Here is a 25,194-nt window from a genome sequence, read left to right as displayed (position 1 = left end):
TAGTAAGGACCCCTCCAGTAATGGAGGGGTTTCGTGCTACTATTCACCTTATTAGTACTTTATCATACCATAGTCAGGAGGGTTAATATGTACTTCTTACAAGGACTTCTTGTCGGCCTCGCTACGTTTGCCCCTGTTGGCATGCAAAACCTCTTCATTATTAATACGGCCTTGGTGCAACCTGTCCGTCGCATTATATTGACGCTAATCATACTAGCGTTTTTTGACATGAGTTTAAGTGCTGCCGCCTTCTATGGTATTGGTGCCGTTCTTGAAATGTGGCCACTCACAAAGCTCATAGTTCTACTCTTTGGGGGCCTCCTCATTGTTTATATGGGCTTTAATATATTTAAAACTGAACCAGACATGCGCAATGTGGACACACATATTCCGATTAGAAAAATTATTGTCTCAGCCATTGCGGTATCATGGGGCAATCCTCAAGCCATTCTAGATGCGACAATGATGCTCGGTGCTTTTCAAGCTAATATTCCAAAAGAAAGCATCTACCACTTTTTCGCTGGTTTCTTAGTTATGACACCAATTTGGTTTGGTTCTCTAGCTACTACAATGCATCTACTAGCTAAAAAAATTAAAATTACTCATATGGCATGGATTAACCGTTTCTGTGGTTCAGTTCTTGTCATTTATGGTATCAAATTATGTATTGATGGCTTCATGATGTTAAGAGACTTTTTGTAAGATTATACTCATAGATACAAAGAAAAGTCTAAATCACTAATACCATCATAACTATATAAGAAAAATACAAATAGATGATGTACAGAAAAAGAAAAAAGTCGTTAGCAAGTTGCTAACGACTTTTTCATTTATAATCTCATTTATAATTCTTCAAGTACCTGCCGGAACATATCTCTAAGAGCTACAATATACGAATTATTTTGATTTCGTTGCGATATAAAGTAGTAGTGGCGTTCCATAGGTTTACCATGATTCGTCAACACCTTACGTTCGATACCTGGCATAGGATCTGTTAAATATTTAAAACAATCTAATAGTAATAGCCCTTGCTGCCCTGCAACCAAGTATCGTGCTTCTTCTAACGTGCGAGCATAAGCGAAAGCACCATTATAACCTATAGCTTTGCGATAATGTTCCTCTTCAGACAAGGTATATTTCCCGCGACACAATAAAATAAGTGGTAAATCATCGATATGCTTTAGTTCTACACAATCTTCATTAGTATATCCTTGTGGTACCTCTATAAATGTAGTGGATTTATCAATTAAATGACTTTCAAAATCATCAGATAAAATTTGCCATTGATCATTAAATACTACATCTACACGACGATCACTAAGCATGCCATATAGCTCTTCATGGCTGCCGCTGTACATACGAATATCTAAATTTTTATAACGCTTTGCCATGTGAATCACAGTTTGCTGCATAGCAATCCCACTATAACGGTTCAAATAGCCAATGCGCAAACTCACCCGTGCATCTGTACCAATGCGCGTCGTTTCTACCTTAATATCATGGAACCGTTCTAATAACTTCTTACCAGATCGATATAAATATTGTCCTGCTGGTGTTAGATGAAAGCTTCGTTTCTCTCGAACCATTAATTCAACACCAAGGCTATTTTCAAGAGCTTTGATTTGCTGAGATATAGCAGATTGAGATACATATTGCTCTGTTGCAGCTTGTGTAAAACTGTTATTATCTACTACACATACAAAATACTCTAATTGTTTTAATAACATAACGATGCACTCTCATCTCTCTTACGGATTAGACAAATCAATACCTTTGAAACATTTCGCAACATATAGCCCCATATTGGAGTTTGCTATACGTTTTCTCTACATAGTATCTTACATAGAATCTATAGTATCTATCGATTCTCTACATAGTACTAAATATATTTAACTATGTCTAAAACGGTGAAAGCAGATCAGCTATGATGATTAACTTTCACTGGGAATAACTAAACTACGATAAATAAACAGGGCCGCTACAAAGAATATAGCTGCTGTAGACCAAAAGACCGCCCCATACCCAAAGGCACGAGCAATCATGCCACTAAGGACAGGCCCCAATACATTTCCCATCATGGCTACACTGGACACTGCACCAAACACGATACCTCGGCGCTCAATAGGAACAGCCTTGGATATGAGCGTATTCGCAATCGGTGTAATAAAGCCCATGAAGAATCCTGCAATGGCACGGAATATACCAAGTCCCCATATGCTAGGCATTATATATTGAAGTATAAACAAAGTCCCTACAGCCCATGTAGCAGTAAAAACAATACGAGGCATGGTTAAACGTTCTGTTATCTTACCAATGGAGATTGAAGCTAAAGCACTAAACAAACCGGCGCCAAAGATGATTATACCAACAATAGTGGCTACAAACTCATCATTCATATGCATATAGTGCTTAATGTATAGTGGTAAAATGGGGCCAATGCCGGTAATACCAAAATTACATAGAAACAATAGCCCTACCAAGAGGCGAACACGAGGTATGACCAAAAAGGATTTAATTAGAGACAGCTGCGACTCTCTAGCATCTACCTTATGCTCAAACTGTAGATTAGGCATGAATAGATAAATCCCCAACATACAAAGCCCTGTTAAGGCTGAGAACATAACAAATGGTGCACGATAACCTAATAAGTCCGCCACCAAACCACCCATGAGTGGTCCAAAAACGAGGCCCATAACCATGGAGGCTTGATATAAACCCATTGCCCAAGGTACCTTATTTTCAGGGGTTACGAGAATAATAATAGCCAATCCTATTGGAACATAGCCCCCTACCACACCTTGCAATATACGTAACATTAATAACTGCCATGGTGTTTGTGTAAAAGCACAGGCGCCAACAGTCACCATCAGGGTAAACAAGATGAACATCATCACCTTACGCGGACCAAGCTGATTAGCCTTACGCGACCAATAGGGTGCACTCAGTGCCACCATACAAGGCGTTACACCTGATACAAGGCCTGCCCACATGGCGGCTTCTCCTGGATCATGAAGACCTAGCTCAGCTAAAAATAACGGAAGAAAGGATAATACACCAATAATTGTTATACCCCCACCAACCTGTATAGTACAGATTAGGTATATAATTCGTTTCCAAGAAGAATCCATAATATCCTTCTTTCTTATTTAAAATTACCTATAAAGGTAGTAATATACATATCGATATGAGCTAAAGAATACTATAATACAAAAGAAATGTTTATAGAACAGATTTTTAATCTTACCTCAAAAGAATGCAACAGCATATATTTACATAAATCCATAGAATATATACTTATAATTCTATTGTATCGCAAACAACCTAAAAAGACCATCGCTTATACCCATAAGGGTCAGCGATGGTCTTTTTTATCGTGTGATTCTCCTACTTTTACCAAAGAAAGAGATGCCTACGATATATTATTTTTGTTTGAACATCCAATAAATATAGTAAATAACAAGCGCATAAGTCACTACGTCAAACACAGGTAAGAATGGCACCATTTTAGATAAACGTCCAAATCCATGAACATGGATATTTGCCGCAATAATAGCAACAAGATTCAAGCGATGAATCCAGATTGCTTTTTTACGAGATACAGATTTTGTCATATTCCCTACCCAAGGTGTTAAGTATAATATCGCAAAGATAAGAGCAATAAACATAGCCACAAGGGAGATATAACCACCCCAGAATCCTAAGAAGGATTTCAAAGCTTTCAAGAAGTATACATACCAGTGTGCACATACGAGAACCACACTAACAATACCTACGATGCGATGAATTTCAAACATTTCTTTTGGATTGTATCGTTTGATAAACCATTTTGGTTTTGTTGCAATGTATGTTAATACAAGCCATGCCACATAAGGAATAAGGCCTAAGTGAACCTTCCAATTGCCGAATGATCTACCACCTGTTACATAACCATATTCCACCATGCCCATAAATATTAAGGATAAAACTGCAATCCAAATTAAAATATGGTATTTACTCTTAAACTGTTTTTTTACAACTTCTGCCATAATAAACCTCTCTATGTCTTATACAATCTACAAGTATACATCTAGTTTGGCCTAATGTAGCATGCTAATAAAACACTCTCACCCTATAGCATTCTACTTAGAACTAATTACTGATTAACTTAAAATCCAATCATTAAATTAGAATTTGAAGTTAAGATCCGCACGATAGTAATCATTTACGCGATTGCCTTCTTGTGTTTTAGCATTGAAGCCGTAGTATGCATTAATGCCGATATTTTTCTCTGGTGCGTAGGATGCACCTAATTGCCATGCTTTATAGCCTTCATACCGTGTTTTCTTTAATAAATCATTAGATTCATATTTTTGTGTTTTAAATACAGGTGCATTCTTAGCTTGATCAAAGTAATCTAATCGGATAGCCCAAGAGTTCTTCTTATTAATTTTATAGTCGCCCCATTTAACGCCAACGTTCCAAATATCGGAATCACTCAAGCCAGATGCTTTTACCCACTCGCCATCAATACCGAATTTACCAATATTATACTTAGCATTAAATCCATATACATTATCGAATTCGTTATTTTTCTTGCCATTACCCATACGTACATTCGTTGTACCTACATGAGCAAACATACCACCAAAACCAAAGCGATCATTAACAGCTACATTAGCATTGATAAGACCTACATCACCATTATCAGCTTTACTAGTCTTAGCAAAACGACCTGCTGTCATGTAACCATAAGCGCCATTTAATGTAACTTTATCACCAAGCTTAGCTGTAGCGCCTACCCCATCAAAGTTAGAGCTATAAATCAAGCCACCACCAAATTTTTGAGTATAGCGACCCGCATCGACCACAACATTTTTACCGAATTTGTGCTCTACATATGCTAAATCCCAATTAGCTTGTGCCTCTTTAGAGCTATCACCTAGCTCAATAGAACCTGATGTAATACGGGCTTTAACAGAGGTATTTTTATTAACCTTTGCGTCGAGACCTAAACGTACACGAGCTGTGATCTTATCTTCGTAATCATAACCATCGCCACCCTCTTTACCGATATAATTGATACGAGCATCACCAGTAACTTTTACATTGCCTACGCGGTCTTCCAATTTAGCTACACGCACACCAAGTGTATTCAATTCATTGGAAAACTCATCAGCCAAGCGATTTAACATAGCTTGTTGTTCCGCATTTGCCCGATCTTGATTAGCCATACCTTTCGCAATCATTTGGGCCATTTCATAACGAGTAATGTTATTTTGGCCTTTGAAAGTACCATCAGGATATCCATTGATAATACCGGCTGTAGCCAATTGATCTACTGCTTGATAAGCCCAACTATCAGAAGGAACATCAGAAAATGGGTTAACAGCAAAAGCTGTAGCCACACCCATCATGGCAGCCACTGCAAAAGCACTGGTCATTTTACGTTTAATCATACTAAACCTCACACAATAAAAATAACAAGAATAAAAATGAATAGATAATGAATCTGTGAACCTAATTATCATTATCATGTTTAACATACAGATAATAACAATTTTCATTATATGAGTAAAGGGAAAATGTATATCAATCTCACAATCATTTATGACTCAAACTGATAATATCCTATGTTGAGATCCTATGTTAATATCCTATGTTAATTTACTAGAAACTATAAATGTAACGAAAAATCCCTTCTGCATGATACAGAAGGGATTCTAGTAATTCATATTATTTCTTTTTAAATATCAAGTAAATGCAGTAAAGAACGAGACCGTATGTAATGATATCAAACACTTGTAAAAATGGCACCATTTTAGAAATACGATTAAAACCATGAATATGGATATCTACAGCAACAAGTGCTACAAGATTTAATCGATGTAACCAAATACCTACATTACGACCAGATGGTGTAACCTTTCTAAGTTTTGGAGTTAAAAACGCAAGGCCAGAGATTGTAGCAATACCAAAGGAGGTAAGAGCCACATATCCGCCCCACCAACCAAGGATGGATTTAGCCGCTTTACCAAAATAGAGATATAAATGGAATGCAATAACAGCTACAGTGGCAATACCTAATGCACGGTGTACCTTATACATGTCACCTAAATTATAGCGGCTTGTAAACCATTTAGGGCGAGTCGTTAAATAGGTCATGACGATCCATACACACCATGGCACAAGACCCGTATACACTTTATAGTTACCAAAGGCACGACCGCCTGCGATGTAGCCCCACTCTAATAAACCGATCATAACTAAGGAGAAAATAGCAATCCATACAAAGATATGGTAAATACTTTTTTTCTGTTTTGTTTCAACTTGATTCATCATATACCTTTCGAAAATAATACCTAAAAAATTCAATCTATACGATATAGTTTATCATTTAAATCGAATTTTGTAGATTACTTATATTAGATACATAGTATATATTATAAGAATAATTCTAAATTAAAATACTTATTATAGTCATTCTAAGCTTATTACAATGAATAAATTTCTTCTCTACAGGGAATACATTGTAATCTACTAATACAGAATCGGTAAATAAAAAGCCCCTCATAGTTGTGAGCATATGCTTTCACCACTACAAGGGGCCATAGATTAATGAATCCTATTATATATAGGCATACAAATTAATCATCATCCTAATTATTTTTGATCTCGTTTACGATAAATGATAAACGGACGTGTTAAGTAGTTGAGTGGAACACTCAAGCAGTGTACCAAACGGCTGAATGGGAAGATAATAGCAACCACCATCCATGCCAACATGTGGAATTTAAACATGAATGGTACGCCTTCCATCAAGGATGGATCAGGCATAAAGGATAGTAAGCTACGGAACCATGGGCCGATGGATACACGGTAGTCAAAGAAGCCAGATGCATTAAGCAATGTACCAGCCATACCACTAAAGATAGCTAATGTTAAGAATAAATATAACCATTTATCAAGGCCAGATGTATTTACTTTCATAGCAGGTACAGTAAAGCGACGTTTCATCAAGAGCAAGAAACCAACGATGAAGATGATACCCGCTACAGCACCCATATATAATGCACCTTCATGGTACATATGGTCATTGATACCCAAAGCTGCAGTCCAAGCTTTAGGTACTAATACACCTACTACGTGACCGCCGATAACGCATAGCAAACCAAAGTGGAACAATGGATTGGCAATACGTAATTGTTTTTTCTCTAAAAATTCACTTGATTTTGTAGTCCAGTTTCTTTCAAAGTAGAAGAAACGAACAAGTGTGCCTACGATTAAGAAGGTAAACGCAATATATGGCAAAGCGCCCCATAAAAATAGATTCATCGTGCACCGTCCTCCAATCCATTTGCAACCGACAATATGATATCAAATAAGAATGCATAGGTCAGTTTTGCTTCGATCAATCGATCCCTAATATATTCTAGCTTTGGTTTACAATAATCATACACTTCACGAGCCTTTTCAGGTTCGATAACAGCGCATAACTCTAGAATAGCTGGAATATAGTCAGGCATCTCCTTTGGTAAATCATAGCCATTTTCTAGGAAGAAGGCTTTATATTTAACGAGTTCCTCTGCTTGTTCCCCTGTACCTTGCAATTCATAAGTTGATAAGTACATCGTTGTATTACGACTGAAGTCAAAGATACGTACGTATTGGTCTTCAAAGACCTTACGATCTGTTTCTTCAATGTAATCAAAGAACTCTAACAATCCTTGGCGAAGTTGAGGATGCTCAACAGAGCGAGTATCCTCTTTCCATTCACCAAGTTCATTGTACCAAGATTCATCTGGATACCGAAGCAAAAAAGAAGCAATGAGAGCTATTTTTTGTGCATCATCCATTATGGCAACCCCCTGTCGGGCATGCAAAACCACGATTGTGTTGCATTTCTAAGCGACCTTCGCGAGATACATTAACATCGGATGGGATAACAAAACGATCATTATATTTAGACAAGGCTAACAATTTGTACATAGCATACATTTGCTCTTCTGTAAGATCTACTTCATGAGCGATTGCTTCATCACCTGTTTCACGGCGACGCATGTATTCACGCATATCGAGAATGCGTTGTAATACACGAGCTAAAATATCTGTATTACCAGCAGTAAACATATTAGCTAAGTATTGTACAGGCACGCGCATTTCATGTGCATCTGGCAAGTATACATCAGATGTAACACGTTGTAAAATTGGGCTGAGCGGTGGCACATACCAAACCATTGGCAATGTGCGATACTCTGGATGCAATGGCAATGCAACGCCCCATTCTTTTACAAGCTTGTAAACAGGAGATTTTTTAGCTGCTTTCAAGAATGCTTCAGAGATACCTGCTTCGCGAGCGGCTTTAATAACCTCTGGATCATTAGGGTCCAAGATTAAATCTACTGTATTTTGGTAGATGTCTTGTTCATCCTTCGTAGCTGCCATTTCTTGAACTTTGTCCATATCGTATAAGACTACACCAACATAGCGCATACGACCTACACATGTTTCAGCGCATATTTGAGGCAGACCATTTTCCAAACGAGGGTAACAGAATACACATTTTTCAGCTTTATTCGTTTCCCAGTTATAGAAGATTTTTTTGTATGGGCAAGATGGAACGCAATGTCTCCAACCGCGGCATACATCTTGAGAAACAAGTACAACACCATCTTCATCACGCTTGTAGATAGCACCGGATGGGCATGCTGCTACACATGCAGGATTCAAACAGTGGTTACAAAGACGTGGTAAATAACGCATGAATACTTCTTCGTAGTCAAATACGATATCATCACCCATCTTAGCCAAGTTCACATCTTCCCGTGCATGATGACCACCAGCCAAATCATCATCCCAGTTAGGGCCCCATGTTACTTCCATTTTTTGCTTTGTTAACAAAGAACGAGGACGTGCTACAGGTTGATTATTTTTACGACCGGTATGAATCAATGTTTCATAATCATATGTCCAAGGTTCAAAGTAATCCGTAATTTCTGGTTGTTCTGGATGATAGAACAACTTCATCAATCGAGAGCCTTTAGAGCCTGTGGAAAGCGCCAAATTACCGCTTTTATCGAGAGTCCAGCCACCCTTCCATTTCTCTTGGTTTTCCCAATTACGTGGGTAACCCACGCCAGGGCGGGTTTCCACGTTATTAAAGTACATATATTCCGCGCCTTCGCGGTTCGTCCATGTATTTTTACAAGTAATAGAGCATGTATGACAGCCTAAACACTTGTCCAAATTTAGGACCATGGATACTTGAGCTTTAATCTTCAAGCCAATCCACCTCCTTCAATTTACGAGCCACAATTGTCATATCACGTTGGTTACCAGTTGGGCCATAGTAGTTAAAGCCATAGCTCAATTGACCATAACCGCCGATCATGTGTGTCGGCTTCATGTGAATATGTGTTGGCGCATTGTGTGTACCACCGCGACGATCTTTCTTAACTTGCGTACCAGGAACGTTGATGTGACGGTCTTGAGAGTGATGCATATAAGAAATGCCACGAGGAATACGTGGAGATACAACTGCACGAGCTGCAACTACACCATTTTTATTGAAAGCTTCTACCCAGTCATTATCTTTAACACCAATTTCTGCTGCATCATCTTCGTTGAGCCAAATTGTTTGGCCACCACGGAATAATGTTAACATTTGTTGGCTATCAAAATACATACTATGTGTAGACCACTTATTATGTGGTGTTAAGTATTTCAACGTAATTTCTGGAATACCTTCTTGTTTATAATCACCTTGTACTGGTTTATATGACAATACAGGTTTGTACAATGCCATAGCTTCGCCATAGTCGCGCATCATTTCATGATCACAATAGAACGATTGACGACCTGTTACAGTACGGAATGGTACCTTATCTTCTGTAGATGTTGTAAATGGGGAATAACGACGGTTTTTATCGTTCTTACCTGTACTTGTTACAGAGCTAATGATAAAGCGTGGTTGACGAACCATGTCATCGAAAGTAATCTTTTCTTGTTCGCGACCTTTTGCATTCTTTTCAAGCCCAGAAAGACCTGTTTTTTCTTCCATCGCTTTCCAAGAACGAACCGCTAATTTACCATTTGTACAAGAAGATAATGTTAATACAACATTACAAGCTTCCTTACATTCGTAAATGCTTGGACGGCCATGAGAAATGAAGTCTGGATTATCAATCGTACCATTTTGACCATACAATGTTTGATATTCGTCAGATACATCCCACGCCAAACCGTGAGCACCCATTTTATTTTCGATATTAGGTCCTAAAGCAATGTATTTTTCAAAGATCTGACTGTAATCGCGTTTTACATGAACGAGGTTCGGCATTGTTTTACCAGGGATTGGTTCACATTCGCCTTTACTCCAATCAAGAACTTTACCTTCTGGTTGCGCTACTTCGCCTGGGCTATCATGGCCAAGTGGAGTAGCTACAATATCTTCATATTCTGTAAAGCCAGATTCTTTTGCTACGCGAGATACTGTTTCTGCAAGAGTGCGGAATGTATCCCAGTCGGATTTAGTTTCCCATGCGCAATCAACAGCTGCTTGGAATACATGTACATATGGATGCATATCCGTAGAAGACAAGTCTTCTTTTTCATACCATGTAGCTGCGGGGAACACGATATCAGAATATAAACCTGTAGACGCCATACGGAAGTCGATATCAATTAAGAGATCAAGCTTACCCGCACCATCTGCTTCACGCCATTTAATTTCTTCTGGGCGCGTAGGAGCATCATCATCTTCCAATACGGCATTTTTTGTGCCTAATAAATGTTTCAAGAAGTATTCGTGGCCTTTAGAAGAAGAACCGATAAGGTTCGCACGCCATACAAACAAGTTACGTGGATGGTTTTCTTTAGCTGCTGGATCCTCTACACAGAATTGTAAATCTTTATTTTTCAAGGCTTGTGCCACATATTGGTTGATTTCCGCTTCTGTACTAGCACCGGCTGCACGAGCATCATTAATCAATTCTTGGCTACCTTTATTAAAAGTAGGATAGGATGGCAACCAACCTAAACGAGCTGCTAAGACGTTGTAATCCCCAGGATGACGATAGCGAGGTTTAGCCAATTTAGATACGCGGTCTGCCAAGTCGATGCAGTCAGAACGATATTGTTCTGTAGCAAAGTAGAACCAAGATGTACCATTTTGCAAACGAGGAGCCTTACTCCAGTCATTGGCAGTCATGATACCACCCCAACCTTCAACAGGACGAAGCTTTTCTTGACCTACGTAGTGGGCCCAACCACCGCCGTTAACGCCTTCTGTACCACAGAACATGATAAGGTTTAAAATAGTACGGTAAATAACATCGGCATGGTACCAGTGGTTGATACCACCGCCCATGATAATCATGGAACGACCTTTCGTTTTTTCAGCATTATCTGCAAATTCACGTGCTGTAGCAATAGCAATGTCCGCTTTTACGCCAGTGATTTTTTCTTGCCATGTAGGTGTATAAGGTGTGTCGTCAGTGTAAGCTGTCGCTACCTCACCACCGATACCGCGGTCAATACCGTAGTTAGCAAGAATGAGATCGTATACAGTAGTCACTTTCACAGGACCATCAACAGTTTGTACTGTAATAGTTGGAATAGCGCGTTCAATAATACCTTCGTGTTCTTCATCACCAAAGTACGGTAACTTAACAACAGTCACGTCTTCACGTTGATCAAATACGGACAAGCGAGGATCAATTTTAGCTCCTGTATCACGATTTTCAAGTCGTAAATTCCATTTTTGTGGGTTCGTGTGACGTTCACCCATTGTACCATTAGGTACAACGATTTCATTTGTTAATTCATCAATCAATACCATTTGGAAGTCAGCGCCTTCCTCTTGGCGACCTAAGTCCTTAGCATTCAAGAAACGGCCTGGTTGAACTGTGCCGTTGATATCTTCAACGCGTACAAGGAATGGCATATCTGTGAACTCTTTTGCATACTCTTTGAAGTATGGAGTTTCTTTGTCGATGTAATATTCTTTTAGGATAACGTGACCCATTGCCATTGCAAGAGCCGCATCGGTACCAGCTTTTACATTGAGCCATGCATCGGAAGAAGTTGTAGATTCCGCATAGTCAGGAGACACGGATACTACTTTAGTACCTTTATAACGAACCTCTGTCAAGAAGTGAGCATCTGGCGTACGGGTCAACGGTACGTTAGAACCCCACGTCATGATGTAACCAGCATTATACCAGTCACCAGATTCAGGTGTATCAGTTTGTTCACCCCAAACTTGAGGGCTGGAAGGTGGCAAATCGGCATACCAGTCATAGAAGGACAATGGTGTGCCACCCATCAAGTTAAGGAAACGAGCCCCTGCTGCATAGGACAACATGGACATCGCAGGAATTACAGAGAAGCCTGCGTTGCGGTCAGGGCCATATGTTTTTGCTGTATATAGTAAGGATGCTGCAGTAATTTCTGTTGCTTCATCCCATGTGGAGCGCACAAAGCCACCCATACCACGGGCTGACTTATATTTTTTCGCTTTTTCAGGATCTTCTACGATAGATTTCCAAGCTTCGATTGGATTCTTAGCATGCTTCTTCGCTTCTCTCCAAAGCTCGACCAATTCGCCACGTACATAAGGATATTTTACGCGCAAAGGGCTATAAAGATACCAAGAGAATTGCACCACGAGGGCACCCACGTGGTTCATAATCTGGCATATCATCTGGTGTTTCAGGGTAGTCAATTGCTTGATTTTCCCAGGCTACAACACCGTTTTTGACATAAATATTCCAGCTACAAGAACCAGTACAGTTTACGCCATGCGTTGTGCGGACAACTTTATCGTAAGACCAACGGTCACGATAATAATTTTCCCATTCACGACCTCCATCTTCTGTGATTTGATGGCCGTTTGGAGATACTTCCTTCTTGCGAAGAAACTTAAACTTTTGAGACAACAAGCTCATCTCGTGTCCTCCTTCAAAACTACAAAAAAATCCCTTGTGCTAGATGTGCTAACACAAGGGAGAAAATCCTGTTATTCGATATTACTAATATTAGGGTCAATACTATCAACCTCTAAATCAAGTAATCCGATTAAAGCGTCAAAATCACAGATTACTAGATGGTGTTTGTCATAGGCTACATAGCCTAACTTACGTAACTCACTTAACATGCGATTTAAACTTTCTCTTGATGTGGCAGCAAACTCAGCCAATTCTTGATTTGTTAGGGCAATATCAATAAAGATACCATCCTCGCGCTTTACACCATAACTATTGGCTAAGCGCAACAAGGTAGAATAGAATGCTCCCTTCTTGCCGTAAAGTAGCAAGTCCCGGTATTTTGCCTGTTGACGACGCATATGCAAAGTGTAGATTTTCATCATTGCAATAGCCAATGAATGGTCTTTTGCAATAGCCCCTTCCAACACATCATAGCGTATACAATAAACAGAGCAATCCTCCCGAGCAATGGCGTTGAACACATATGTTCTAGTGTTCTCCTCATACAACGGAACCTCACCAATTACATTATTCGGCCCTACTAAACGCAACGCAAAAATGTGTCCGCTAGCTTCGAACTTCTTAATGCTCATTCTACCTTTTACTACTACGTAAAAGTATTCTGCCTTGTCCCCCTCACGGAAGAGAAAATCACCTTTTTTAAGATGTAGTTCCTCACCCGGCAAAGCAAGCAATTGGTTAATTAATTTTTGATCCATACCATTATCACTCCACAGTACTTTTATAACAAAATCCATTAGTTATACTAATCTATTTATAGTAAAAGTACGTATACTATATACTTTTTCGTATATATATGATTATTATAACTTATTAATTTCAGAATATGTGTGTTTTACATCACATTCACAAAAAAAATTACACTATATAATATATCTGTGATGTAAGACATTGAAAAATATTAATGCTACAATAATTATAACGCAGTTTTGTAAGTAAATCGAATGCTTTCTATGGAAATTCTTTAGATTTTACTATTTATATATATATACTATATATAATCTTATATATTTTTCTTGTCTACGTGTATAGTTGTTACAGTAAGGAGAAGTTCAAAATGAACGAACTAAAAATGCCTCAAGTAGGTGCAAGCCGCAGCGAAATCGTGGCTAATTGGCAACCGGAGAATCCGGAATTTTGGGAAAAGTTTGGCAAAAAAATTGCTAAACAAAACCTCGTTATATCCACTATTGCCTTAACACTTTCATTCTGTGTTTGGTACTTATGGGCAACCATTGCGGCTCAGCTAAATAGCGCTGGATTTAACTTTACTACTGATCAATTATTTACATTGGCTGCCTTACCAGGCCTAGTAGGTGCCACATTGCGATTTGTATACACATACATGCCAGCACTGTTAGGCGGTAAAAACTGGACATTTATTTCCACAATTATCTTATTAGTTCCTGTTGTGTGGCTCGGCTTTGCTGTACAAGATACAACAACTTCTTATGCGACATTTATGATTTTAACAGCCCTTATCGGTTTAGCAGGTGCCAACTTCTCATCCTCTATGGCATACATTGGTAACTTCTTCCCTAAATCTGAAAAAGGCACAGCTCTTGGTATCAACGGTGGCGTTGGTAATCTTGGCATTTCTGTAATCTACTTCCTAGCTCCATTTGCTATGGGATCTGCGGCTTTAGGTAGTGTATTTGGTGTAACACCAGCTATCATCAAAGGTAATGCAGTATACCTTGCCAATGCGGCTTTCATGTGGATTGTACCACTTGTTGTTATCCTTGCACTTATGACACGTTTCATGGATAACTTACCACTAGAAAAACCAAATCCTAAAAAACTTGTACAAATCTTTGGTAACAAGCACACATGGGCGCTAACATTGCTCTATACATGTTCTTTCGGTGCATTCTCTGGTTACGCAGCAGCACTTGGTCTATTAGTAGGCAAAGAATTCCCTGAAATTCCATTTGCTTCTATCGCATTTGTAGGTCCACTCGTAGCAGGTGCCCTTCGTCCTGTGGGTGGTTGGTTAGCAGATAAAATCAATAGTGGTACAAAAGTTACCTTTATTAGTCTTATCGGCTTATGTGCATCAACCGCATTAATTGCAGTTGGTGTAGATATGCACAACTTCCCATTCTTCTTTGCAATGTCCGTATTAACTTTTGTATGCTGTGGTTTTGCTACCGGCGCAACATTCCGTATGATTCCACACGTATTTGGCAATCCATTGCTCTCCTCTTTAATTACAGGTTTCGTAGCCGCTGTAGCTGCATATGGTGCCTTCATTACTCCTAAAATCTTCGGCTTTGTATATTCCATGTTCGGCAATATTCACCCAGCCTTTGCTGTATTACTTGCGTTCAACCTTGTAACTGTATCTGTGTGCTACTGGTTCTATGTGCGTAAAGGTGCAAATATGAACGTATAATTTTCTGGAAACAGAAAATTTACGTTCACTCGACGGTACTACAAAATATAATTCACTTTCATAAACTAAGTGACAAAAGAAACCCCGCATCTTTCCTCCATACTTATCAGGTCTGCGGCCTAGGCCCTTGACCTCGTAAGTCGGATCGATGCGGGGTTCTCTTTTATAAAAATATAGCTATGAATAAGATAATCGAATATAGTGAATTATATTTTACACAGTACAGTGCGTACAGCAAATTTTCTATTCAAAATTATAGCCTTCATTTTGAGGGAAGAAAAATGGACTGCTAAGCAGTCCATTCATTCTAATTTGACGATATATATCTTTATCTCTATAATATAAATAGATAGTCAGACGAGTAGGAACGTCAGGCGCATCTCAAAAACTAATTATCTAGGAAATGGCCTTTCTGTTTATCTAATTACACTTGGTAACGGAGGGCTATTTGCTTTTTGAGAGACCCAACCTCGCCGACTACCTTAAGAACATTATAAATCGAACGAAATATACGATACAATAAGCAGTTATTTATCGATATATATGAATTAAATAATAACAAAAAGGGACTGCAACGCAGTCCCTTTTTTATTATCCAAAGATTTCTTCTAGTAGTGCATCATCGATGATGGTACCAACGTAGAAGTCGCTGAAGATACCATATTTTGCACTGGCAACTTCAAAGCGCATATCATATACAATTTTTTTGAATTGGATGTCGTCGTTGCTGAAAATGGTAATGCCCCATTCCCAGTCGTCTAGGCCACAGCCCCCAGTAGTGAATTCAGATAATACATCCAAGTATGTTTTACCAAGTTCACCATGAGCTTTCATCAAAGCACCGCGTTCTTGCGGTGGTAACATGAACCAATTGTCATCACCTTCGCGTTTTTTACTCATATTATAAAAACAGATATATTTATCGCGAGGTACATGAGGATATAATTTTTGATTAACCTCCTCTGTATCTAACTTGGCCTTAACATAGGTGCTTACTTCTGTTACAGAAGTATAAGAATAAGTTTGCACCAACACGCTTGCAATAGCTAAACGACGGAATTTACGTTCTACTTGAGCCAAGTATTCAAGGGATGGGCCGAGAATCCATAGAATTAAATCCCCTTTTGCTCCATTACAATCATAGAATGCATAGCTACCTTCTTTAGCTTGATGTTTAGCTTCAAGGTCAGCTAAGAATGCTTTTAATTCATTGCGCGCTGCTACTTTTTCATCCTCTGTAAAACAGTTCCATGCGCTGAAATCCATGGCGAATACCATGTGTTGGCTATGCCAACCTTCTACTGTAGGGATTGCTTTTCCCATTATGATCACTCCTATCTATGGTGATTATATCAAAATAATAATGTATATCTATAATTACGGAAATCAAAAGACTCCACTTACTATTATAGCATATAGAGTCTTTTCAATTTAGTTTCTATTGAGATTTTTTATTAGTATATTCTTTAGTTAAGACTAAACTACTGCTTTTAGGCTAAGATAATCCTATGCCTCTTAATACTATACTAACTCTTTTAAGCAAGTCACTATCTTACTTGTCATTCACAAGTTTTTCTACGAGTTCTTTTGCTTGTTTTACACCATCAGGAATACCAATGCCATCAAATGGCGTACCGATGAGGTGTAAATTTGGATAATGTTCCGCCACATGTTCACGGACTGCTTTAATCCCTGCACGATGACCTACATTATATTGCGGCATGCAGTGAATGAGACGATTGATACGTACCCATTCAGGTTTGACAGAAAAACCCATGATATGTTGAATTTCTTTGACTGCCAATTCTGAAAGTTCCTCTTCGCTGAGTCGTTCTACCACATCATTACCAGGCTTACCGATGAAGACGCGCAACACTACCTTATCATCAGGCGTAGTTTGTGGCCATTTTTGATTAAGAATGGTACACGCTGTAAGAGGTGTATTCGTGTTACGAGTAATGAGAAGACCTGATCCCTTTAAATCACCATCAAAGGTGCTTTTATCAAAAGACATGATAGCAATGGCGCAACTAGATTGCTCCATAGAACGCAAGAAATCAAAACCCGCATCATCCTTGAACCATTGAGTATATGTTGCCGGCGGCGTACTGATAATCACATGTTCTGCCGTAGATTGACAGCCACAAGAATCGTTACACGACTTCGCTACATCTATTGCATATACACCATCAACATACCGAATATCAGAAACTAGTGCACCTGTATGCAACTGTACATTACTAGGCATGGCCTCAACGATAGCGGTAATAACGCTTTCAAGGCCGCCTGTCAATTGACGGAACATACCAGATTGAGCAGCAGTACCCTTTCTACTTTCCATATCCGCTTGCGCCTTTGCAGACTGATGATTAGAACTAGTCTTTGTCACATGGCTAGAGCCGTTTACACTATTACCAGCAGAAGTATCTTGACTAGTCTTAGCTTCGTGACTTTCAAATTGACGGTCCGTCATGGTTCCTTTACCAGCTCGAGGCACATCACCTTCAGTAACAGCCCCTTTGGCGGCCTTAGAGACACCCGCTTTGGAGTGACTCATCTTAGCAGCCATCATACCTTTTACCATGTTTCCATATTTTTGTTCTACTTGAATAAAATGAGGGAATGTCGACAATAGGCTAATTTTATAAATATCGCCACCATAGATGCCAGCTAATAGAGGCTCGATGAGTTTATCCATCATTTCTTGTCCTAAGTGGTATTTGAAGAAATGACCAATGGATACATCCCCATTTTCATCGAGTTGGTATGGTTTCTTAAAATAATCTAAGCCAGCACGCAATTTACCAGGCCAGGAAATGAGCGTTGCTTTCACAAAGGGCATCATTTCCGTAGGAATGCCCATGATGGAGCCGCCCGGAATTGGGTGGATAGAGCCCTTATCATATACAAAGGCTTGACCTGTTTCATTAGACACAAGGGTATCACCTAGTCCAAGATCATGCACGAGATCTGTCATTTCTGTTTTACGCCCCAAATAGGAGTCAGGACCGAGTTCCACTACGAAGTCATCCACACGTTGCGTTTGTATTTTCCCACCAAATCGTGGTGCTTGTTCGTAAAGAGTAATGGTCCATTCCGGCTTTGCATGGCCTAAATAATAAGCCGCTGTTAGCCCTGTTAAGCCACCGCCCACAATTGTTACGTTCACGAATGAATCCTTTCTATTATTGCACTCGCCATTGCTTGTAAAAATGTTTCATTACAATTTGGCATGGGTGCACGCATATATGTTGCGCCCTTTGCTTCAACGAGTTCTTTACACTCCACATCATTATCGTACAGTACCTCAACGTGATTGCTTACAAATCCAAATGGTACAAAAGCAATGCGAGTAGCACCAGTTTGTAAAGCTTCATTGATTGCATCCTCTACAGTAGGGCCCAACCATTGGCCATGAGGAGCCGCACTTTGCCATGCCACAGTCCAATTCGGTAATTTACAATATTCAGCAATCTCTTTAGAACTTTCCTCTAACGCTAACGCGTACGAATCGCCACCATGATTATTAATGAGCGGTATACTGTGAGCACTAAAAATAGCGAATACATTTTTACCGTCCGCATCTAAGACTGTGCACTCTGATTTAGCACTATCTACATACGCTGATTTAACACTTTTCACACAATCAGCGTTAATACTATCTACACATTCTGATTTATCATTATTCACACACTTTGAAACTGCTTTTACCCAGTATTCCTTAAAAGTTGGTTGATCCCACCATGAACGGATAAAGTCGAATGTCACATTATCATAGTTTGAAATGGCTGCTTGCACTTGTTTTTCATAAGCTCCAGTACCGAGAGCGGTGAAGAATGGAGCTGTTACAATAGCGATAATATGCTCCACTCCTTGCTGGACTAAGCAGTCAACCGCATTTGCAATGGATGGTTTCATATGTAAAAAACCAATAGCGGAAGGCATAGTTGGCAACAGAGTAAGCAAGGTTTTATATTGGCACTCTGCCATAGTTTGGAGCTCAATATTTTCCCATTGACCGATTGTATCATAACGCTTAGTGAGATTTGTAATCTCTGCTTCCGTTGGTACACGGCCACGACGAATGCTCGTCATATAGGGTACTAAATCATCCTTACTTAAAGGGCTACCATAAGACAGGAATAATAATCCTTTTTTTTCTACTTTCACTAATTTACCTCTCTTGAGTCCAAATCTCACGACTACGTTCATGCACATAGTCCGTTAGCCAATGAAGTTTTTTAGGATCTGCCTCTGGGAATACGCCATGACCTAAATTAAAGATATGGCGCCCATAGCGAACGCCGTCGAGCAAGATGCGATCCACTTCGCGGGCCAATGTTTTTTCGTCTCCGAACAAATACGCCGGATCTAAGTTACCTTGTACCGTTTGTGTTACGCCGCGCTCGTTTGCCATAACGATGGAACTACGCCAATCAAGGGCAATGACATCTAAAGGCAAGTGAGACCAAATAGACACCAAATGATCCGTACCAACGCCATTCATGGCCATTGGCAAATGAGGATATTTAGCTTTCACAGTCTTTATGATCCGCTCCATATGAGGGTAAATTCCTTGTTTATACTGGTCTGCATTAACAGCACCTACCCAAGAGTCAAAGATTTGAAGTGCATTAGCACCCGCTTCGGCTTGCATGGACAAGTACGCAATGGACATGTCCGCTAGTTTTGTCATCAATGCATTCCACATATCTGGAGCACCGATGAGCATACCGCGAGTCTTATTGTAATTCTTTGTTGGACCCCCTTCGATAAGGTAGGACGCAATAGTAAACGGTGCCCCGCAGAAACCAATGAGCGGCACGTCGAGCATACCAGAAGTTAATAATGTAATCGTTTTCGCAATATAATCTACCTTTGTAGGATCAAAGGTTTCTAATTTATCCACATCAGCTATAGAGCGGATAGGCGTGCTAAATACAGGCCCCACACCAGCCTTGAGCTCTACATTTACATTCATAGCCACCATGGGGCTCATAATATCTTTGTAGAGAATCGCCGCATCGACGCCGTATTCCTTAACAGGTAATTCCGTAACGCGAGCACATAGCTCAGGTTCTTTTGTAATTTCAAATAAAGTATATTTTTCTTTGATTTTGCGGTATTCCGCTTGACTACGACCAGCTTGTCGCATATACCACACAGGCGTTACACCAGGGTTCTTTCCTTGGATCATGTCCAAATATGCTGTGTTCAAGTACCCAACCCCTTTCGTTCTAAATGTATACTAACACACTTGTGTAACTAAAACAGTTACTTTAGTTACAATCACTTACATTATTTATTCTTTAATAATCCCTAATAATCCCTGTGAAAGCATATGCCTCCACAGGGATTATTATTTCATTACCACTTTGATTTAACTACGACTCAATCTATGGCAATCGATGCCCATAATAGATTGAGCCATATCATATACGGAGCGTTGACAAGTAAAGAGCCAAATCTGTTGATTTTTCCCAAGCTCAGCCAATAATTCTAAAGCACTACGTTGACGATTTTCGTCAAAGCGCACAAGAATATCGTCCAAGATAATCGGTAAGGACTCCACTTGATAAGAGAATACCTTAGCTAGGGCGAGTCGTAATGACAAGTACACTTGATCAGCTAAGCCACTAGACCAAAATTTAAGTTCTAGTCGTTCCCCATTATTGTTGATAAGTGCTACCCCTTTATTAATGCCTAGAATATCAAGCGTATACCTCTCACCAGTTAGTTTTTCAACATAAGAGGAGGCAAGCTCTAACATATGAGGTTGTTTTTCTTGTTCATACGATTGTTGAGCCTTATCCATACAATGGCTTATCAATACTTGCGTAGCCCAATCTTCGAGAGCAGACTCTAATTCACTTTGTAAAGCCTCTCGTTCTTGCAACATTTGGTGTTGCTCCTGGTCAGATCCAAGTGTACGCATTGCTTCAACGATTTGACCACGGCGCTCGTACAAGGTAGCCAATTTATCTTCAATAGAGGCTATTTCACGCTCAGAGTGAGCCAATTCATCTAACCAGTTATCTTTGTTGCCTTCTCGCAAACGACGATAGAACAGGTCTTTATTCTCCGCATCAGGAGCAAGTAAATCCAGCTGTACCTGACTTTGCTTGTAGATAGTTTGCCACTGTTTATATTGGTCCTCATCGATAAGATGTTGACGATACTCGTTGGAACTTTCCATACCAGCTTTATGGAGTAATTCTTTTTGGCGAAGGAGTAGTTCTTTTTCCTTGCGGTGCCAATTATCGTATTCATTGCGGAAGCTTTTACGTTGTGCTTCCTTTTGTTCCCATACAATTTTATTTTGTTGAAAGCTCTTATATTGATTATAAATACGTTTTAATTCCGTAGGAGATACTGGTGACTCTATTCCAAGGTTATACCACAAAGCCATCGCTTGGTCTTCGATAATGCGCAAGCCCTCTTTATGCTCTGCTAAGCGTTTTTCATAACCTTCAATAGTACGTAACTGTTCATGATATTGATCATACTCTTGCTTAAGGCCGAAGAAATCATCTTCATCGAGACTCTTAGCCGCCCCTCGGGGTAACCAGTTTTGCCATGCTGCGAGGGCTTCATCATAAATACCTTGTAAGGTATGCCCTTCCTGAATCCAACGCTCAAGATGTGCCTCTCCTTCTAAGGATGGTACAGGGCTCACTGTAGGTGTAGCAGCCTTGATCAAAGCCTCTAGCTGATGTTCTACATCAGATTTACGGGAAGATAAAATTTGTAACTCATAGTTTAATTTAGACACATCAGAGTTACCATTATGAAGCCTCCAGGTAGCATACCAGAATAGCCCCATAGATAGAATCAAGAAAATAAAACCACCTATAGTATATAATGCAGATTCAAGAACCAACAGGCCTGCTAATACTACCAATACAGCTATAACAGCACCTATACCACTAACGCGTTGTAGCCATTTTGGCAGAATTGTGGGCTGTGCGTCTGAACCATAACTATTCCGTCTAGCCTCTACTTGATCTATATCCATTAAGATACGATCTAATTCACGTTCTAAATATTCTTTTTTAGCTAATTCTTCTTCACTAAAGTTAGGTAAAGTTGCACCTTCAAGGTTCGCCGTCGGCACCTCATCGGTAGCCTCTGCAGGTTTGCGGTCTTGCCAATGTAAAAGTTGTTCTTTTGCGGTGCGCAAACGACTTGCCAAACGTTCTCCATCAAACCAATTAATGTCTTCTGCCATTGGCTCATCGTGACGCCACGCAGAATGTAAGGTGCGTGAAAACTCTAATTGTTCTCTAACCTTACGGATGTACGCATCGCCTTCTTCGCACTCACGGCGTAATTGCTCCCATTTAGCACCTTGTTGAATAAGGTCTTCAATATCTTGGCCGTAAGTTCCAAATGGGCTATCAGGACTAAAGTTGGCGGGCATCAATGCCGCTTCCTTTTCCTGCCATAATTGCATATTGTCACGAGCCCGTTTTATTTCTTCATCAAGACGTAGGAACTCATCACGACTCAAGGCGAGCTCACTATTATACTGCTGCATGTGCATACGCGCCTCTTCACTGCGACGATATGTATCCCACGCACGCAATACTACATCGATACCATCCCGATATTCCTTCCATTCTTTCAACTGATTTTGCAATTCCATTTCGGTTTGCTCCGTACTGTGAAAGACGGTTTGTAATTCCACATATTGCGCTTCATGCTCCGCTAACTGACTCAGCTTTTGGCGGTTTTCTTTAAGCTCATCCATCAATACATTGATGCGACGTTTACCATTCGAGGATGCTACAAGTAGGTCTGTAGCCCCTTTTTCAACATCCTTAACAGCGCCACCTAAGTGTTCTCCCCCTTCGGCACCAAAGAATCGGGAACGAACCTCTACCTCTTGTAATACATCAAGGCCTTGTAGGTCGTCTAATGTTAACGCAAATATGCGGTTATATGTTTTTTTATCGATACCATGCCACCAATGTTGAGCCGGCTCTTCATGGATGGCAGGATTACCAGGACTGTAAAAGTCTAACTGCTTACCCTTACGACCGATATAGTAACTTTCACCATTACGGTCCACATCAAGGGCCCCCGTCATAGGGCCATAAGCCTTATGAGTACCGCCAAATAACAAGGTGCGCATCCCTTCGAGCAAGGATGTTTTACCACTTTCATTAGGGCCATACATGAGTTGAACCCCATTGTCACCCGTGGTGAAAGACCAGTCGCGATACGGGCCAAATTCATCAAATCGTATACGTTTAATGTTCATCATTAGCCCCCATCAACACAGTAACACCTTCAATTTCACAACGTTTCAAAGCTCGTGCCAATAATTCATCACTCAATAAATCGGCATATGCGCCTAAGCGCTTAAATTCAGGACGATTACCCATGATTTGACGCGCAGTCTGTATCGCATCCCCATCTACCATATCGTCATAAGCACGCAAGTAATCACCTACTACATCTGTTAATAAACGTCGTTCAACTAGATTAATACTAGGTCGTATATTAGAAATAATACGGTAAGGCATAACGAATATAGATTTGCCTTTCTCTTCATTTTGAGACTCTTGCAACCATAGTTTTCGAATCTCCTCTTGCGTACATAGGCGATGTAGAGGTCCCGTTCCGGACAAAACGAGGGATAGCAAGATGTTTTTCTTATGTTGCTTTCGCAAGTTTTCTTTTTTATGCCGCAAAATCTCTAAGAAATCTGTTTCATTTTGCATGCCAGCAATATCGATTTTGATTTCCTCAAATCGAACAGCACAGGTGTCGATAAATCTCAAATCACAATGACCATTATGAGATACGGATACAAGATAACATCCTTTAGGTCCATGTTCTTTACGATGCAATCCTTGCGAATTACCCGCATAAACTACGAGAGGTTCCTCGCTAAGAACTTGAGATTTATGAATATGGCCCAATGCCCAATAATCCATGGCAGCCTCTGTTAAATCAGTTAAGTTACAAGGTCCTGTTACATTATGATTTTCAGAGCCTACACTAGAACCTACAGTACCATGCATGACAGCAAGGGAAAACTCATCCCGTTCAAAAGCTCTGTATTGACGAGCATAGTTGTCGCTTTCATTACCATGACCACAACTAATGCCATATACGCCACCAATTTCTATATTATTAACGATGAGCGGGAAACGCTGTACCTGTTCGCTAGAAAATATATGGACATTATCTGGCATCTGCAGTTGCGCTCTCCAGCTTTCAGCAGGATCATGATTACCTTGTACCATATAAACATCAATACGATGCTCAGCCAAGCGATACATGGCGCGCACAAAACGGACTTGAGCCTCTAAATTATGGTCTTCGCTATTATAAATATCCCCAGCTATTACGACAGCATGCACATGTTCTGTAATAGCAGTATCAATAATTTTATCTAAGGCTACATAGGTTGCTTCACTTACAACGCGATCAACAGCGCTGCTAATACCTGTAGCATATTGAAAGGGTGCCCCTAAATGCAGATCACCACAGTGTATAAATCGAAACGGCTGCATCTATATCCACTCCTCCATTAATATTCTTATTATAGTTATATATAGTAATTACAATAGTTTATTATACTACAAAACCTTAAAGATAAGTTAAAAATAACTATCATTTAGCATCAAAAAGATATAGTTAAACTAAACTTCTCTTAACTATTAATAAATATAAATTATAAGATAAGCACATATTCTTTCATCATAAAATATAAATCATAATATATTTTTTGTTAACCAATTCATGCATTAAGTTGACAATTTATGTGCGAACGTTTACAATCAAATTGTCAATATATTATGTTTT

The 25,194-nt window shown here is 39.7% G+C and carries 17 protein-coding genes and 1 pseudogene; 2 read left to right on the top strand and 16 right to left on the bottom strand.

All coding sequences use genetic code 11. The features are described from left to right. Positions 1 to 87: 87 nt before the first annotated feature. Positions 88 to 702, top strand: coding sequence for a LysE/ArgO family amino acid transporter (locus ACGHIY_RS01140; protein WP_004694005.1), 615 nt, complete (start codon positions 88 to 90; stop codon positions 700 to 702). Positions 703 to 842: 140 nt separating this feature from the next. Here the strand turns inward: ACGHIY_RS01140 and ACGHIY_RS01135 are convergent, their stop codons facing one another. The 10 genes and pseudogenes from ACGHIY_RS01135 to ACGHIY_RS01090 all read right to left on the bottom strand — a co-directional run bounded on the left by ACGHIY_RS01135 (position 843) and on the right by ACGHIY_RS01090 (position 13,681). Further along, complete coding sequence (locus tag ACGHIY_RS01135) at positions 843 to 1,727, bottom strand: LysR family transcriptional regulator (RefSeq protein WP_008715281.1); 885 nt, start codon at positions 1,725 to 1,727, stop codon at positions 843 to 845. A gap of 204 nt (positions 1,728 to 1,931) precedes the next feature. Further along, positions 1,932 to 3,128, bottom strand: a complete 1,197-nt coding sequence (locus tag ACGHIY_RS01130) for an MFS transporter (protein WP_287507037.1) — start codon at positions 3,126 to 3,128, stop codon at positions 1,932 to 1,934. 291 nt (positions 3,129 to 3,419) lie between these two features. Beyond that, on the bottom strand, positions 3,420 to 4,025 hold the full coding sequence (locus ACGHIY_RS01125) for a hypothetical protein (protein WP_316584281.1): 606 nt from the start codon (positions 4,023 to 4,025) through the stop codon (positions 3,420 to 3,422). A 138-nt stretch (positions 4,026 to 4,163) separates the two neighbouring features. Further along, positions 4,164 to 5,435 carry a putative porin gene (locus ACGHIY_RS01120; RefSeq protein WP_024061055.1) on the bottom strand — a complete coding sequence of 424 codons (1,272 nt, stop codon included), beginning with the start codon at positions 5,433 to 5,435 and terminating at the stop codon, positions 4,164 to 4,166. A 277-nt stretch (positions 5,436 to 5,712) separates the two neighbouring features. Next, positions 5,713 to 6,315, bottom strand: coding sequence for a hypothetical protein (locus ACGHIY_RS01115; protein ID WP_316584296.1), 603 nt, complete (start codon positions 6,313 to 6,315; stop codon positions 5,713 to 5,715). 324 nt (positions 6,316 to 6,639) lie between these two features. After that, positions 6,640 to 7,311 (bottom strand): respiratory nitrate reductase subunit gamma, encoded by a 672-nt coding sequence (gene narI, locus ACGHIY_RS01110; protein WP_287506902.1) that lies wholly within the window; start codon positions 7,309 to 7,311, stop codon positions 6,640 to 6,642. Then, positions 7,308 to 7,832 (bottom strand): nitrate reductase molybdenum cofactor assembly chaperone, encoded by a 525-nt coding sequence (gene narJ / locus ACGHIY_RS01105; protein WP_390335007.1) that lies wholly within the window; start codon positions 7,830 to 7,832, stop codon positions 7,308 to 7,310. Before narJ ends, narI begins: the two co-directional genes overlap by 4 nt. Further along, positions 7,825 to 9,258: a nitrate reductase subunit beta gene (narH, locus tag ACGHIY_RS01100; protein WP_012863815.1), complete on the bottom strand. Its 1,434-nt coding sequence runs from the start codon at positions 9,256 to 9,258 to the stop codon at positions 7,825 to 7,827. Before narH ends, narJ begins: the two co-directional genes overlap by 8 nt. Next, positions 9,248 to 12,923, bottom strand: a pseudogene (locus ACGHIY_RS01095) (nitrate reductase subunit alpha). The gene narH and the pseudogene ACGHIY_RS01095 overlap by 11 nt, the downstream one beginning before the upstream one ends. A 71-nt stretch (positions 12,924 to 12,994) precedes the next feature. After that, positions 12,995 to 13,681, bottom strand: coding sequence for a Crp/Fnr family transcriptional regulator (locus tag ACGHIY_RS01090; RefSeq protein WP_012863813.1), 687 nt, complete (start codon positions 13,679 to 13,681; stop codon positions 12,995 to 12,997). A 359-nt stretch (positions 13,682 to 14,040) separates the two neighbouring features. On the opposite strand from ACGHIY_RS01090, the gene ACGHIY_RS01085 reads away from it, so the two are divergent. Then, positions 14,041 to 15,378 carry an MFS transporter gene (locus tag ACGHIY_RS01085; RefSeq protein WP_316584283.1) on the top strand — a complete coding sequence of 446 codons (1,338 nt, stop codon included), beginning with the start codon at positions 14,041 to 14,043 and terminating at the stop codon, positions 15,376 to 15,378. Between the two features lie 591 nt (positions 15,379 to 15,969). On the opposite strand, the gene hemQ is transcribed toward ACGHIY_RS01085, so the two are convergent. The 6 genes from hemQ to ACGHIY_RS01055 form a co-directional block, all read right to left on the bottom strand. Beyond that, complete coding sequence (gene hemQ / locus ACGHIY_RS01080; protein ID WP_038125760.1) at positions 15,970 to 16,701, bottom strand: hydrogen peroxide-dependent heme synthase; 732 nt, start codon at positions 16,699 to 16,701, stop codon at positions 15,970 to 15,972. A 229-nt stretch (positions 16,702 to 16,930) separates the two neighbouring features. Continuing rightward, positions 16,931 to 18,547, bottom strand: a complete 1,617-nt coding sequence (gene hemG / locus ACGHIY_RS01075) for a protoporphyrinogen oxidase (protein WP_008715265.1) — start codon at positions 18,545 to 18,547, stop codon at positions 16,931 to 16,933. Further along, positions 18,544 to 19,548, bottom strand: a complete 1,005-nt coding sequence (locus ACGHIY_RS01070) for a ferrochelatase (RefSeq protein ID WP_316584284.1) — start codon at positions 19,546 to 19,548, stop codon at positions 18,544 to 18,546. The genes hemG and ACGHIY_RS01070 overlap by 4 nt, the downstream gene beginning before the upstream one ends. A 4-nt stretch (positions 19,549 to 19,552) precedes the next feature. Next, positions 19,553 to 20,596, bottom strand: a complete 1,044-nt coding sequence (gene hemE / locus ACGHIY_RS01065) for a uroporphyrinogen decarboxylase (RefSeq protein WP_038125759.1) — start codon at positions 20,594 to 20,596, stop codon at positions 19,553 to 19,555. Between the two features lie 162 nt (positions 20,597 to 20,758). Next, the gene (locus ACGHIY_RS01060) at positions 20,759 to 23,641 is read right to left on the bottom strand and encodes an AAA family ATPase (protein WP_316584297.1); all 2,883 of its coding nucleotides are present in this window, start codon (positions 23,639 to 23,641) and stop codon (positions 20,759 to 20,761) included. Next, the gene (locus ACGHIY_RS01055; RefSeq protein WP_315308252.1) at positions 23,631 to 24,902 is read right to left on the bottom strand and encodes a DNA repair exonuclease; all 1,272 of its coding nucleotides are present in this window, start codon (positions 24,900 to 24,902) and stop codon (positions 23,631 to 23,633) included. The genes ACGHIY_RS01060 and ACGHIY_RS01055 overlap by 11 nt, the downstream gene beginning before the upstream one ends. Positions 24,903 to 25,194 lie beyond the last annotated feature (292 nt).

The organism is Veillonella parvula (assembly GCF_042850485.1).
GTDB lineage: Bacteria > Bacillota > Negativicutes > Veillonellales > Veillonellaceae > Veillonella > Veillonella parvula_Q.
This window is presented reverse-complemented; position numbering and strand designations above follow the sequence as displayed.